The 13,450-nt window shown below is 56.5% G+C and carries 12 protein-coding genes; 6 read left to right on the top strand and 6 right to left on the bottom strand.

All coding sequences use genetic code 11. From position 1 onward, the window contains the following. Positions 1-196: 196 nt before the first annotated feature. On the bottom strand, positions 197-2,602 hold the full coding sequence (locus KDX30_RS28620; RefSeq protein WP_231678171.1) for a TonB-dependent receptor: 2,406 nt from the start codon (positions 2,600-2,602) through the stop codon (positions 197-199). Positions 2,603-3,169: 567 nt separating this feature from the next. Between KDX30_RS28620 and KDX30_RS28615 the strand changes: the two genes are divergently transcribed. The 4 genes from KDX30_RS28615 to KDX30_RS28600 all read left to right on the top strand — a co-directional run bounded on the left by KDX30_RS28615 (position 3,170) and on the right by KDX30_RS28600 (position 8,432). Then, the gene (locus KDX30_RS28615) at positions 3,170-4,774 is read left to right on the top strand and encodes a tetratricopeptide repeat-containing response regulator (protein ID WP_231678170.1); all 1,605 of its coding nucleotides are present in this window, start codon (positions 3,170-3,172) and stop codon (positions 4,772-4,774) included. After that, a complete protein-coding gene (locus KDX30_RS28610) occupies positions 4,771-5,463 on the top strand; it encodes a sensor histidine kinase (RefSeq protein ID WP_027902546.1) in 693 nt (230 codons plus the stop codon). The genes KDX30_RS28615 and KDX30_RS28610 overlap by 4 nt, the downstream gene beginning before the upstream one ends. A 302-nt stretch (positions 5,464-5,765) precedes the next feature. Continuing rightward, the gene (locus KDX30_RS28605; RefSeq protein WP_231678172.1) at positions 5,766-7,007 is read left to right on the top strand and encodes a glutamine synthetase family protein; all 1,242 of its coding nucleotides are present in this window, start codon (positions 5,766-5,768) and stop codon (positions 7,005-7,007) included. Positions 7,008-7,061: 54 nt separating this feature from the next. After that, positions 7,062-8,432 (top strand): MFS transporter, encoded by a 1,371-nt coding sequence (locus KDX30_RS28600; RefSeq protein WP_122396603.1) that lies wholly within the window; start codon positions 7,062-7,064, stop codon positions 8,430-8,432. A gap of 325 nt (positions 8,433-8,757) precedes the next feature. Here KDX30_RS28600 and KDX30_RS28595 read toward each other — a convergent pair whose 3' ends face one another. The 4 genes from KDX30_RS28595 to flgA all read right to left on the bottom strand — a co-directional run bounded on the left by KDX30_RS28595 (position 8,758) and on the right by flgA (position 11,361). Next, the gene (locus tag KDX30_RS28595; RefSeq protein ID WP_099267516.1) at positions 8,758-9,504 is read right to left on the bottom strand and encodes a flagellar brake protein; all 747 of its coding nucleotides are present in this window, start codon (positions 9,502-9,504) and stop codon (positions 8,758-8,760) included. Positions 9,505-9,586: 82 nt separating this feature from the next. Next, entirely contained in the window at positions 9,587-10,051 is a 465-nt protein-coding gene (locus KDX30_RS28590) for a flagella synthesis protein FlgN (RefSeq protein WP_122396601.1), read from the bottom strand. Between the two features lie 49 nt (positions 10,052-10,100). Then, a complete protein-coding gene (gene flgM, locus KDX30_RS28585) occupies positions 10,101-10,418 on the bottom strand; it encodes a flagellar biosynthesis anti-sigma factor FlgM (RefSeq protein ID WP_095094570.1) in 318 nt (105 codons plus the stop codon). A 184-nt stretch (positions 10,419-10,602) separates the two neighbouring features. Then, on the bottom strand, positions 10,603-11,361 hold the full coding sequence (flgA, locus tag KDX30_RS28580; protein WP_231678169.1) for a flagellar basal body P-ring formation chaperone FlgA: 759 nt from the start codon (positions 11,359-11,361) through the stop codon (positions 10,603-10,605). A 79-nt stretch (positions 11,362-11,440) separates the two neighbouring features. Here flgA and KDX30_RS28575 point away from each other — a divergent pair, with 79 nt between their 5' ends. Both KDX30_RS28575 and cheR read left to right on the top strand, forming a co-directional pair. Continuing rightward, on the top strand, positions 11,441-12,373 hold the full coding sequence (locus KDX30_RS28575) for a chemotaxis protein CheV (protein ID WP_027902539.1): 933 nt from the start codon (positions 11,441-11,443) through the stop codon (positions 12,371-12,373). Positions 12,374-12,417: 44 nt separating this feature from the next. After that, positions 12,418-13,245, top strand: a complete 828-nt coding sequence (gene cheR, locus KDX30_RS28570) for a protein-glutamate O-methyltransferase CheR (RefSeq protein WP_183141655.1) — start codon at positions 12,418-12,420, stop codon at positions 13,243-13,245. Positions 13,246-13,258: 13 nt separating this feature from the next. On the opposite strand, the gene KDX30_RS28565 is transcribed toward cheR, so the two are convergent. Continuing rightward, a partial coding sequence (locus tag KDX30_RS28565) for a hypothetical protein (protein WP_231678168.1) occupies positions 13,259-13,450 on the bottom strand: 192 nt, incomplete at its 5' end.

The following is a 13,450-nucleotide window of genomic DNA, read 5'->3' as shown; positions in this document are numbered from 1 at the left end:
CGATAGCGATCTGCCTGAAAAACCGCTATCGCGGCCTCGCGGTGCTCGTGCGCTCCTACGGGGGGGGGGACGCGTGAATAAAGCAACTTTGCATGCGACCCGATACCGGTCACTCAGGTTCCTGTACGGCATTGCACCGTTGGAGAAGAGGCGAGCAGGGTGCGCCCGTCCTTGGGCGCTGCTCATTCAGTAGCGCTTAAAACCCGATCGTCGCCGAAACCAGATAAGTCCGTGGCGTAGAGAGGGTCAGACCTGGCTCGCTGTCATCCGACGCACCTGCCGAACTCCAGAAGCGTTTATCCATAACGTTTTCGATGTTAGCGCGCAGGGTTACGTCCTTGTCGTCAACCTTGAACGCATAGCGTGCGCCTACGTCGAAGCGCTCCCACGAGTCGACTTCCTTGGTGTTGGCCTGGTTCAGGTACTGAGAGCTGGAGTAAATGCCGCGGCCGGTCAGGGTCAGGCCTTTAACATTCGGCACGTCCCACTCGGCCCCCAGGTTGACGTTGTATTCAGGTGTGGCGGGCGCGCGTTTGCCGTCGAAAGTGCCGTTGACGGTGTTGGTCAATTCGCTGTCGATGTACATCACGCCGCCGAGCAGGCGGACGCCTTCAAGTGGCTCGCCAAACAGGGTGAGTTCGACGCCGGTGTTTTCACGCTTGCCGTTTGGACCAAAGCGGGTGGAGATCTCGTTCCTTTCGTAAGCCGGCTGTTTGATTCTGAAGACGCTGGCGGTGAAAGCGAAGGTGCCCAGGTCGTATTTGGTGCCCACCTCAACCTGACGGCTGAGGAAGGGCGGAAAGATGTCGTCTGCGTTACTTGCGGTAGAAGGAGCAATCTTGCCCTGGCTCAGCCCTTCCATGTAATTGGCATACACCGACAGTTGATCGGTCACTTTGTAGAGGATGCCGCCCGAGGGTGAGATCTTCTCCTCGTTGTAGCCCGTTTTACCTTTGACGTTATCGCTCCAGTCATCGACCTCGACTCGTTGCCAGCGGGCACCCAGTGTCAGCAGCAGGCGGTCATCGAAAAAGCCGAGGGTGTCGGACAAGGCCACGCTGTTGTAGCGACTCTCTGTGTAAACCTTTGCATCTTGCCGTGTGGGATTGCTGGGCGTTGGCGTGGCCACTGGATCGAACAGGTTGCTCGGGGATGCGGCGTACCGTGCGCCGCCATTTTCGAAGTCCATGTAGAAGTAACTGGCGGCCAGATTGACTTCATGGCTCACAGGACCGGTCTGGAACCAATTGCGAACGCCTGCAGTGGCCGTACGGACATTTTCATCACGGGTGAAGTCGCGAGGCTGGACGCTGAAATCGCCCGCATCATTGGTGATTGAAACTGCATGACGGAGAAAGTCGTGGTTACTTTTCCGCGCGCCCACGCCGCCGTACACCATGACCGAATCGCTGACGTCATACTCGGCGTTCACTGCACCAAAGGTATCTCGGGTGCGCGCCTGGCTCCAGGCTTGCGCGTAGTTGCGACGCACGTCGTTGGCGTTCGGCACTTGTGCATTGGCGCCGATCTGTACGCGTTCCTGGGGGGCATCTGTGTCACGTTCGGTGTGCCCGATGTCTGTTGACAGACGCAGGCGTTCGCCACGGAAATCCAGACCGAGCACCGCCATCTCCCGGTCGACGCTCTGGTGGTCCCATTCAGTATCGCCTGATTGCTTGACGCCGTTGAAGCGGATGCCGAACTTGCCTTCGTCACCAAACCGGCGGCCGACGTCGATGGCGGTCCCCAGCTGATTATTGGAGGCGTAGCTGCCGGTGAGCTCGGTGATGGGCTTGTCCGTGGCGCGCTTGGGCACCACGTTGATGCCGCCACCGACGCTGCCTCGCGGTGATATGCCGTTGACCAGTTGACTCGGGCCTTTGAGGATGTCCACCCGGTCAGCCATTTCCATGTCGATCGTATAGGTCGGCAAAATGCCGTACAGACCGTTATAGGACACGTCGCTGTTGAACAGGCTCAGGCCGCGGATGGTGAACTGTTCGTAGCGCCCGCCGGCGGGGTTGGTCGCACGTACCGAAGGATCGCTGGCGACCAGGTCGCCCAGGGTTCTGGCCTGTTGATCCTTGACCGTCTTGCTGGTGTAGGTGGTCATGCTGAACGGCGTGTCCATGAAATCCCGTGAGCCAAGCAGGCCTTGCGATCCGCGGCGAGCTACCTGGCCTCCGGCGTAGGCCTGACCGTCTGTCGAGCCTGTCGCACCAAGGATCGAGGTCGGCGCCAGTTGCAGGCTACTGCTGCCTTCCGGCGCCGGGATCAGGGTGTAGGCATGATCCGCCACCGACACCAGTTGCAGGCCGGAACCTTGCAGCAAGCGTGAGAAGCCTTCTTCCACCGCAAAATCGCCAGACAGTCCGGCGCTGTTGCGACCACTCACCAGTGCCGGGTCCACCGAAAGATTGACGCCTGCCTGACCGGCAAAGCGGGTAAGCGCCGCGCCCAGACTGCCTGCGGGCACCTCGTAAGTGCGACGGTCTGCACCCTCGGCCCAACTGGACGAAATGCAGAGTGGACTGGAACTCAAAGTCAGCAAAAGGCTGAAATGCAGCAAGGGGCGCAAACGAAAAGGCGACGCTGGGGACATGGAGGTAGGCTCTCATATTTGTTCACTTACCTGTGATGACCGGTGAGGCGAAAAAAAGGGACAGGGGATACGCAAGTTTTTTCGAATTCCTTGCTTTTGATGCTCAAGTCGCTCATTAAACGGTCGTCCTGTAGGCGCGCACCAGTAACGCGAGGCCTCGATGGCGTTCTGTCTGACACACCGCAATCGCGGCCTCGCGTTGCTCGTGCGCTCCTACAGAAACTTACTTTGTGAGTTTTTCTGTTTTGCAGCTCTATTTCGGACTCCCACAGACCACCTATCAAAACACAGTCACCGGCCATTATTCAGGCTCCAGAAAACTGGCAGGGTGCCGATAAACGTCATATCGGTGATGGCTCGTTTGATTTCACGCGGTGGTGATGTACGTGAACCGGGCAGGGCCGCAAGGTGCCGTTCAGAGCTCTGGAGCAGGGCTTTGATGTAGAATGTGCGTGATGGCGTAATGCTATTTACTGGTAATTGCACGCCAAAAATGGGCAGCGAAGCTGGACCCGTCTATATGTTTGCCTTTGGGCTCATCTTCTTTCTTCCCTGACAGGATCCCTGATGCTGGCGTACAACCAAAAAAGTTTTCTGATCGTCGACGACTTCTCCGACTTCCGCAGCTCGGTGCGCTCTATGCTGCGTGAATTGGGGGTGAGGGATGTCGACACCGCCGACACCGGAGAGCAGGCGCTGAAGATGTGTTCGCAGAAGCGCTACGATTTTGTTCTGCATGACTTCAATCTCGGTGACGGCAAGAAAAACGGCCAGCATGTGCTCGAAGACCTGATGGTCGACCGGTTGTTGAGCCACGAAAGCGTATTTGTCATGGTCACGGCGGAAAACAGCCAGGCCATGGTAATGAGTGCGCTGGAATGGGAGCCGGATGCTTATCTGACCAAGCCTTTCAACCGGGCAGGCCTGGCGCAGCGTCTTGAAAAACTGGTGCAGCGCAAGGGCGTACTCAAGCCAATCCTGCAGGCGCTGGATCGCGGCAAGCCTGCCGAAGTGCTGGCCGCTTGCGTGGCCCTGACCAAGCAGGACCCGCGCTATGCACCGCTTTGTCTGCGGTACAAGGCGGACGCACTGCGCGACCTCAAACAATTAGAACCCCTTGAAGCATTCCTCAAGTCGATTCTGGCTGATCGCCCGGCCCCTTGGGCGTACGCGGCCCTCGGCAATCTATTGCTCAAGCGCAACAAGCACGCCGATGCCCAGGCCGTTTTTGATGCGGCCATAAAAGCCTTTCCCGGTATGCCAACCCTTTACGATGGCTTGGCCGAGGCGCTGGTGGCACGTGGTGATGTTGTGCGGGCGCAGAAAGTGCTGGAAGACGCCGTCAAGATTTCTCCACTGGCAGTGCGCCGACAAACATTGCTCGGCAAGCTGGCGCTGGACAACAACGATTTTGACGGCGCTTCCAAGGCCTTTCGCCAGGCGGTCAACCAAGGTCAGTTTTCGCGTTTCAAGAACCCGGAAACCAATCTCGGCTTCGCTCAGGCATTGATCAGTCGGGGTGGTGAACAAGGCCTGGATGCGCGTGCTCGTGTTGAGATCAATCAGACGCTGAGTGAGGTCGCCAAGGAAAACGGTGCCGATCAAGGGCTTCAGGTGCGCACGCGGCTGATGAAGGCTTCCAGCGTCAAGCACTCCGATCCTGAGATGGCGGCCAAGCTGACTGCGGATGCGATGGGTCGCTTGCAGAGCATGGACCAGTTCCTGAGTGCTGATGCCGCGTTGGCCGTTGCTTCGCAATTGCAGAGTCTTGGGCATGAAGAGGCGGGGGCGGGCGTATTGAAAAGCTGCGCCGAGATTTACGGCGATGACCCGCAGGTGATGCAGAGCATCGCCAAACAGACGGATGACCCCACGATCCTTGGTGCCAACAAAGCCGCCATCGAGCTCAACGTTCAGGGCGTGCGCACCTACAAGGCCGGTAATCTCAACGATGCGCAGGATTTTTTCCGTCGCGCTCTGGCACTGCAAGCCAAGAACATCAGTATCGCCTTGAACCTGGCGCAGGCATTGCTCCATTCCATGGCGACAGCACCTGACGCAGCGAAACTGGAAGAGTGTCGCGCCTGCCTGAGAATGGTGGGCAAGATGCCGGAGAGTGACCCGCGTTTCGAGCGTTATCAAAAACTGCAGAGCAAGGCATTTGGAGCATGAGCGAAAACGAAACGAGTATGGATTTTTCCATGGTCATTGCGTCGACGGTACATGATATGAAGAACTCCCTGTCGACACTGGGTCAGTCTCACAACCGATGGTTGGCGAAGTTGACCGACGAGCAGCGAGACACCCCGGAACATGGAGTGATCGAGTACGAGTTTGCCCGGCTCAACGGCATGCTCGTGCAGTTACTCGGCCTCTACAAGCTGGACGTGAATCAGCTGCCCCTGCGCCCTGACTACCATGAGATGGACGACTTCATCGAAGGGCAACTGGCCCATCATCAAGAGGTGTTGAACAGTCGCGGTATCGTGGCGACCTGCGAAGTCGATGCGCTCATCCCCCTGGGTTTCTTCGACCGCGAATTGATCGGCACGGTAGTCGGTAACGTCACCATCAACGCCATTCGTTATGCCCGCAAGACCATTGCCATCACCGTCAGCGAAGAGGACGGGCAACTCTGCATCGCGATCAATGACGACGGTGCCGGCTTTTCCGCAAGCATGCTTGAGAAGCAGGCTGATTACGCACTGGGTATCAACCAGGCCAGCGGCAGCACCGGCCTCGGACTTTACTTCGCCGCTCGCATTGCCGAGCAGCATCAGCGTAATGGAGTGCATGGTCGGATTGAGCTGGCTAATGGCGGTGCTTTAGGGGGCGGGCTGTTTCGGATCTATTTGCCTTAGTCGTCGTTTACTGAGCTCTTCAACACAAGCCGGACACCCCGGCGCACTCATCAGCCCACCTTGAACGGTGGGTTTTTTTCAGCTGTTCGGGTCGCTCCTGCTGCTGATCAGCTTCTGATACTTGAAAGTCTCCACACGTGATGCGTATTTTGTACGTCTAGCTACGGAGCGGTCCGTAAGAAAAAGGAAGGATTCGAGTCATGACCAGTGATGGCCAAAAAACGCTCGCACAGCGATTGACGGGCATTGATGAAGTTGAATGCATCACCCCTGATCTAAATGGAATACCCCGCGGCAAAGTGATGACTGCTGAAGGCTTCCTTGAAGGTCGGCGCTTGCAGATGGCCCGGGGCGTTCTGTTGCAATGCATCATGGGCGGTTACCCGCCGTCGCGTTTTTACGGCAGCGACGACGGTGATGTGGCAATGATCCCCGATGCGCAGCAGATCCACCGCTTGCCGTGGAGTGTCGCGCCTCGCGCGCTGGCGATCTGTGATACCGAGGAGCTGGGCGGTGGCGCCTGTAACCTGTCTACCCGAAGCTTGCTCAAGGCAGTGATCGCTCGTTATGTCGAGCGTGGGCTGGCACCGGTGGTTGCTACCGAGCTGGAGTTTTTTGTCTTTGCGCCAAATCCCGATCCGGCCAGGGCTTTTCAGCCGCCAACTGGAATCGATGGCCGTCGCGAGGAAGGGCACTCAGCGTTCAGTGTCAGCTCCAACAATGGTCTGCGGCCGTTCTTCAGCGAAGTCTATAAATGCATGGCGGCACTGGGTCTGCCCCGTGACACCTTCATGCATGAAATGGGTGTCAGCCAGTTCGAGATCAATCTGCTTCACGGCGATCCGCTGCTGCTTGCCGATCAGACGCTGCTGTTCAAGCACCTGCTGAAGGAAGTGGCGCTCAAGCATGGCTTGATCGTGGTGTGCATGGCAAAACCGCTGGCGCATACGGCGGGCAGTTCGATGCATATTCATCAGAGTGTGGTTGACTCGGTCACTGGCGCGAATGTGTTCAGCGATGAGCAGGGCGAGCCAACGGCGCTGTTCCGGCAGTTCATTGCCGGTCAGCAAGCCTGCATGGCTGACTTCACGGCGCTGCTTGCTCCAAACGTGAATTCGTACCAGCGTTTGTGTCATCCATTTGCTTCGCCGAATAACGCCTGTTGGTCCCATGACAATCGGTCGGCGGGATTACGTATTCCGGCCAGTGGACCGGCAGCCAGACGCGTTGAAAACCGGCTGCCGGGGGCTGATGCCAACCCTTATCTGGCGATAGCTGCAAGTCTGGCAGCGGGGCTTCATGGTATCGATCAGCAACTGGAGCCGACGGCCCCGACCCAGGGCGACATCCATGTGCCGGATGAATTGTCATTGCCATGTACCTTGCATGCCGCTCTGGAGCGTCTGAAACGCAGTCAGTTGGCCAAGGAACTGTTTGGCGTTGAGTTCATCGAAGGCTACATCGCATCGAAGACCCTGGAACTGACCAGCTTTTTTGATGAAATCACCCCCTGGGAACGGCGCATTCTGGCTGCCCAGGCTTAAGAATCGTGTTTCAGGAGCCGTCCATTTTGGCGGCTCCTAATTTTTGGAAAGTCGATGCGCCAAATCTGGAAGTCCTTTCAGGGTCTGTATTTTGCCTCCTTGATGATGTTGACCGGCTCCGGTCTTCTGAGTACGTACCTTGCCTTGCGATTGTCCGCTGACCAGGTCGATGGCCTGTGGATCGGTGCGCTGATGGCCGCCAACTACGTGGGGCTGGTGCTGGGTGGCAAGGTCGGGCATCGCCTGATCGGTCGTGTCGGGCATATTCGTGCCTATGCCACCTGTGCGGGGATTGTCGGGGCAGCGGTATTGGGCCTTGGCTTGATTGACTGGCTGCCAGCCTGGCTATTCCTGCGGATGATCGTGGGCCTGGGCATGATGTGCCAATACATGGTGATCGAGAGCTGGCTGAATGAGCAGGCAGCCCCCAAGCAGCGTGGCATGGTCTTCAGCGGCTACATGATCGCGTCGTACCTGGGTTTGGTACTGGGTCAGATGATTCTGGTGGTTCACCCCGGATTGGGGCCTGAGCTGTTGATGCTGGTTGCCATGTGTTTTGCCTTGTGTCTCGTCCCTGTGGCGATGACCCGCAGCATTCACCCGGCACCCCTGCATCCCGCGCCTTTGGAACCCCGCTTCTTTATCAGTCGGGTTCCGCAGTCGCTGACAACCGTATTGGGTGCGGGACTTATCGTCGGTGCTTTCTATGGTCTGGCGCCTCTGTATGCAGCGCAACAGGGCCTGTCGACCGAGCATGTCGGTATGTTCATGGCTTGCTGTATTCTGGCCGGCCTGCTGGTTCAGTGGCCACTGGGGCTTCTTTCTGACCGTTATGATCGTGCTCAACTGATGCGGGCTTTTGCCGGCGTCCTGACGGTCGTGGCGTTGCCTTTGGCAATCCTGCCCAGCATGCCGCTGGAGGTGTTGTTTGTCGTCGGCTTCATTGTGTCGTTGATTCAATTCAGCCTTTACCCGCTGGCCGTCGCGTTCGCCAACGACCACGTGGAAGGTGAGCGCCGGGTGTCGCTGACGGCAATGTTGCTGATGACTTTCGGCATTGGCGCCAGTATTGGTCCGCTGGCGGCGGGTGCGCTGATGAAGGCGCTAGGCAGCAATATGCTTTATGCCTTCGTCTGCCTGACTTCACTGGCGCTGGTGTTCCTGATCCGACCTAAAGCCGTGACTCACCTGCACCAGGTGGACGATGCGCCACTGCACCACGTCGCGATGCCGGACAGCATGTCCAGTTCACCGCTGGTGGTTGCGCTTGACCCGCGGGTTGATGAACAGGTGGTTCAGGACCAGATGCAGACTACGGTTGAACCGGTGGTTGAACCGGAGCCTGAGGTTGAAGCGCCGGTTGAGGCCAGGGCTGAAGGGGAGGCCGATGGGGTTGTGCAGGATGAAGAGATCAATCGGCCTTAGGCTCGTGAACACTATGTAAAATTACTAAATCGAAATGCATTTCCTGTAGGAGCCCGGTGTCCCCGACACGCGCTGTCTCGCGGCACACGGACCCTGTAGGAGTGAGCTTGCTCGCGATAACGGTATACCTGTTGGAAATTACCGTCTGGCCTGACGCCATCGCGAGCAAGCTCACTCCTACAGTTCCTGTGTCTGTTGCGCGACAGCGTGGTGTTAAGGACACCGTGGCGACCCCTACAGGTTCCGCGTCACTGCAGGCAGGATGAACAAAAAAGGCGATTACGCTCACCGCGCAATCGCCTTTTTTAACAGCCAAAGACAGCTGTCAGAAGTCGTCGTCCTTGTCGAAGCGACGGGCTTCACGCTGCAGTTGGTACACAAAACGTTCAACCTGACGCTGCACCAGCCCGCTCATGTTATGAAAACGGATCCCGGCGAAGGTGGTGTTGACCCTTTCTTCGAAGTGCAGATAACGCAATTCAACCGGGGCGGTCATGGTGCCGAACGGCAATTGAGCAACGAAACGCTCATACACCTGGCCCAGCTGCATGCGTTCTGAAACGTCGCCCTCAAAGCGAAGCTTGCACCCCGTCGCCGAGATATCCAGCAACTTGCCGCTTAAAGGGAATTTGAGTCGGTCGCCGCCCATCTCGATGCTGACCAGTTGGGCCAGTTTCAGTGCTGCACGGAAGGCGTTGCGACGCTGGTGATAGATAACTTCAGTTGGCAACGGACCGCGGTAGAAACGTTCGCCGTTAACTTCATGAATGGTCATCTGGTTGTTGCTTTCCCAGGCGATTCGGACGCCGTCATGAAAGCCTTCGACCCGGTAAGCTTCGCCGTTGGCGAGGAATTTTTCGCCGTCACGGGGGATCATTTCATCGAGGGCAATGACATCGCTTTCGCGGTCGACCTCGATCAAATAACTTTGAAAACGTTGTGTGCGCTCATGAAAAGTGATGATCAGGGGATCATGACTTTCAAGTAGCAGCCGCAAATTGGCGGCAATTTCCAAAGGCGTATTCAGTACCTTTGGGGGCTGCGGAGCATCGTCCGCGCTTGAGCCATTCACTTTTTTCCATCTCCAGGCAAAATACGACAGCAATGCAATTGCAGGCATCTTGCCAGCATGCAAAGCGCCTTGATACAGAAAACTACGCTTGGCTTAACGGCCGTGGTTTTGCACGGCCCGATGTCGACCCACGATTGTCATACAACGTGGGCATGTCACCGGTCAGTATCCGCAGTTGATGCGCAGTAGAAGCCTGCTGCATAACGATAGAACTGCCATTCTGTGTGTTGACGAGCTGGCACTGAGTAATCACTGCGCTCAACTCGTCGCCTGCCTTGATCAACTGTTCGCCCAGCGATGAGCTGGCAGCAAGCGCGCTCAGCCCCTTGCGGTCCGGACTCAGTCCTAACCCACTAAGGATCTGGCTGCGTTTGCGGCCATGCTGTTCGAGCAATACCACCAGCGCCTGCTTTTTAGCCAGAACGTGCTCCATCTCGACCATGTCGCGGCCGATCAGGGCAAGGGATTCTGCCTGCAGTATTTCCAGCAATTGCTGGGCCGGGACCATGTCGTCGGTCATCAGTTGGAGCAAAGTAGTGTCTTGCATCGCATGCTCTGGTTTTTAAGCGTCCAGAAGATACCGCGCGAGCATTGGGCTAGCGCGAAGCTTCGAAATTAAGCAGCTTGCTTGCTACACGGTTGCTGTCCACTTTATAGCTGCCGTCTGCGATCGCTTGTTTCAACTCCGCCACGCGGGCGCTGTTGACGGTCGGCAGTTCGCCCAGCTTGTCAGTGATCTTTTGCAACTGTTGAGACTCACTGCTCAGTTTTACGGATTCGCCGGTGCTGGCGGTTTTTTCCAGTGCGCCGGTTTTAACCGCTGCTTCTGTCTTGCCTGTTTCTTTAACGCTGTTGGTACGTGTAGTGCCGCTAACCGCGTTGCCGCTGTTCAGTCTGTTGAAGTCAATGACCATGATAAAAACCTCTGGGTAATTGGACGCTTGCCATGGTTTCGACCAAATGCAAAAAAACTTTAGCCTGCTAAGTGAAATCCATTTGCGTTTTGCGCAGCCAATGGACCTCGAACCGCAGAAGTTGTTTCGCAGTCTAGGAAAAACAAGCGTTTCACGCCAGTGTTCTATCGCGCCGCATTGCTGATCACATAGGGGCCTCCACCTGTCCAGGCCCGGTAATGTTGGCCTTTATGATGCGCTTCGAGTTTAGATTCTTGACCCGTATCTGTTCGTTGAACGTCCCGTCAGACAACGCTTCGCCCGGCATCCGCACGGAGATGGAGCCGCTGCGAGCGGTGATCACCACCTGATCACCCTTTTTAACCATCTGGGGCTGTTCCAGAAAGTTGGGTGCAATGATTTGATCGATGACCATTGGTCGGAGGATCTTCTGTCCTATCGCCTGATCTTCGGCAGATAGAAATCCCTGACCCAGCAAACCGATGTCGCGCTCGCGCATGGCGATGTCCTGCTCGGTAACTACCACGTCACGCTTGAGTGGACGAACGGCAGTCACCACATTGCGGAATAACCGCACCTGGGCGGGCACAAACACCGTCCAGGGCGACGAGCCCTCGCAGCGGACCCGGGTAGTCACGCGGCCTACGGGGCGCGGGCTTTCCAGGCTTGCTGTCAATTCCTTGTCGCAAAAAGGCATGCGCAGACGCGGGTCCAATTGACGCACTTCAATTTCATACCGCCCTTCGATCTGGGCAGTCGCCAAATAGTCTTCAACTGTGAATTCAAGAAACCCCTGAGTGACGCCGATAAGTTGTTCAGGCAATGTGAAACTGTCTGCCCGGCTGGTATTCACCAAGGCAGAAAGACACAGCAAAGCCAGCGAACAGAGCAAGATGCGGTTCTTGAAGATGGCGTGTCGGGAAATTGTCGTTTTTGCATTCATGACGTATGAAAAGCAAGGCCCGTGCCGCTTACCTGACCAGGTGCTGTGGCGATGGTTACTTTGATAGGGGAGTCGCAGCATGGCCGGTGTAATGGATTCAGTGAACCAGCGAACACAGCTGGTTGGGCAGAATCGCCTTGAGCTCTTGTTGTTCCGTCTCAATGGCAAACAGCTTTATGGGATCAACGTCTTCAAGGTGAAGGAGGTGCTGCAATGCCCCAAGCTCACTGTGATGCCCAAATCCAGTCGGATTGTGCGCGGCGTTGCCAACATTCGTGGCGGGACGATCCCGATTCTCGATCTCGCCATGGCAACCGGTTTGCCAGGACAGATGTCGATTGATAACGCGTTCGTGATCATCACTGAGTACAACACCAAGGTTCAGGGTTTTCTGGTGGACTCGGTTGAGCGCATCGTGAACATGAACTGGGAAGAGATCCATCCGCCACCCAAGGGAACGGGTCGCGATCACTACCTGACGGCAGTGACGCGGGTCGATAACCAGTTGGTGGAAATCATCGACGTCGAGAAAATTCTTGCGGAAGTGGCACCGATGTCGGAAGCCGTGTCTGTCGGTGTGATCGACGAGGAAACCCATCACAAAGCCATTTCTCTGCGAGTGCTGACGGTCGATGACTCGTCAGTGGCGCGCAAACAGGTCAGCCGCTGTCTACAGACTGTTGGCGTGGAAGTGGTTGCGCTCAACGACGGTCGTCAGGCACTGGATTACCTCAAGCAGATGGTCGCTGAAGGCAAGAAGCCTGAAGAAGAATTCCTGATGATGATTTCCGACATCGAGATGCCGGAAATGGACGGCTACACGCTTACCTCCGAGATTCGTAATGACCCTCGGATGCAAAAATTGCACATCGTTTTGCATACTTCTCTGTCAGGTGTGTTCAATCAGGCTATGGTGAAGAAAGTTGGCGCGGATGACTTCCTTGCCAAATTCCGGCCTGATGATCTCGCAGCACGCGTTGTGGACAGAATCAAGGCAGCAGACATCAGCTAGGAACGTCGTTCCTGGTGGTTTTACATGATTTGAGAGGCGGCATTTTGGCTACGGGTAATTTGGATTTCGAGCAGTTCCGGGTATTTTTGGAAAAAGCCTGTGGCATCCTTTTGGGTGAGAACAAGCAGTACCTGGTTTCCAGTCGCCTCAACAAGTTGATGGAACAGCAAGGCATCAAAACCCTTGGGGAGCTGATTCAGCGTATCCAGTCACAGCCACGCAGCGGTTTGCGCGAGCAGGTGGTGGATGCGATGACCACCAACGAAACCCTGTGGTTTCGCGACACCTATCCGTTCGAGGTGATGAAGAACAAGGTGTTGCCCGAAGCGATCAAGGCTGCTCCTGGTCAGCGTCTGCGCATCTGGTCGGCCGCCTGCTCTTCGGGTCAGGAACCGTACTCGCTGTCGATGACCATCGACGAGTTTGAGCGCAGCAATTCCGGGCAGTTGAAGAACGGTGCGCAGATTGTTGCCACTGACTTGTCGGGGCTGATGCTCACCAACTGCAAGTCGGGTGAGTACGACAGCCTGGCAATCGGTCGGGGTTTGTCTCCGGAGCGGTTGCAGCGCTACTTCGACGTTAAGTCGCCGGGGCGTTGGGTGGTCAAGGCTCCGATCAAGAGCCGGGTCGAGTTTCGTGCCTTTAACCTGCTGGACAGCTATGCGAGCCTCGGCAAGTTCGACATCGTCTTTTGCCGTAACGTACTGATCTACTTCTCGGCCGAGGTTAAGAAAGACATCCTGCTGCGTATTCATGGCACGCTCAAGCCGGGCGGCTATCTGTTCCTCGGTGCGTCCGAGGCGCTGAATGGTCTGCCGGATCATTACCAGATGGTGCAATGCAGCCCGGGGATTATTTACCAGGCGAAGTAAGCTCTTGTGCTGTTCAGGAAAGGGACCTTAGGGTCTCTTTTTTGTTTTGGTAGTGGCGATTGATTGATGTCAGGTCTGTTGAGTCGGTGGTGTTCTTATCGCGGGCAAGCCTCGCTCCCACCAATTGTTTTGTTTGTGCGGTGGGGGGGCGGCGGTTGCGCGAAAAATAAAAACAAAAAAAAAAGCCCCTTTTTACAACACCACG

Source organism: Pseudomonas quasicaspiana, from assembly GCF_021147825.1.
Classification (GTDB): domain Bacteria; phylum Pseudomonadota; class Gammaproteobacteria; order Pseudomonadales; family Pseudomonadaceae; genus Aquipseudomonas; species Aquipseudomonas quasicaspiana.
The sequence above is the reverse complement of the archived record's forward strand: the minus strand, read 5'-3'. Positions and strand labels throughout refer to the sequence as shown.

Excerpts from the sequence above, each read along its gene's own strand:
- KDX30_RS28620 (WP_231678171.1), bottom strand. The coding sequence starts at position 2,602 with ATGTCCCCAGCGTCGCCTTTTCGTTTGCGCCCCTTGCTGCATTTCAGC.
- KDX30_RS28615 (WP_231678170.1), top strand. The coding sequence starts at position 3,170 with ATGCTGGCGTACAACCAAAAAAGTTTTCTGATCGTCGACGACTTCTCC.
- KDX30_RS28610 (WP_027902546.1), top strand. The coding sequence starts at position 4,771 with ATGAGCGAAAACGAAACGAGTATGGATTTTTCCATGGTCATTGCGTCG.
- KDX30_RS28605 (WP_231678172.1), top strand. The coding sequence starts at position 5,766 with ATGACTGCTGAAGGCTTCCTTGAAGGTCGGCGCTTGCAGATGGCCCGG.
- KDX30_RS28600 (WP_122396603.1), top strand. The coding sequence starts at position 7,062 with ATGCGCCAAATCTGGAAGTCCTTTCAGGGTCTGTATTTTGCCTCCTTG.
- KDX30_RS28590 (WP_122396601.1), bottom strand. The coding sequence starts at position 10,051 with ATGCAAGACACTACTTTGCTCCAACTGATGACCGACGACATGGTCCCG.
- flgM (WP_095094570.1), bottom strand. The coding sequence starts at position 10,418 with ATGGTCATTGACTTCAACAGACTGAACAGCGGCAACGCGGTTAGCGGC.
- flgA (WP_231678169.1), bottom strand. The coding sequence starts at position 11,361 with ATGAATGCAAAAACGACAATTTCCCGACACGCCATCTTCAAGAACCGC.
- KDX30_RS28575 (WP_027902539.1), top strand. The coding sequence starts at position 11,441 with ATGGCCGGTGTAATGGATTCAGTGAACCAGCGAACACAGCTGGTTGGG.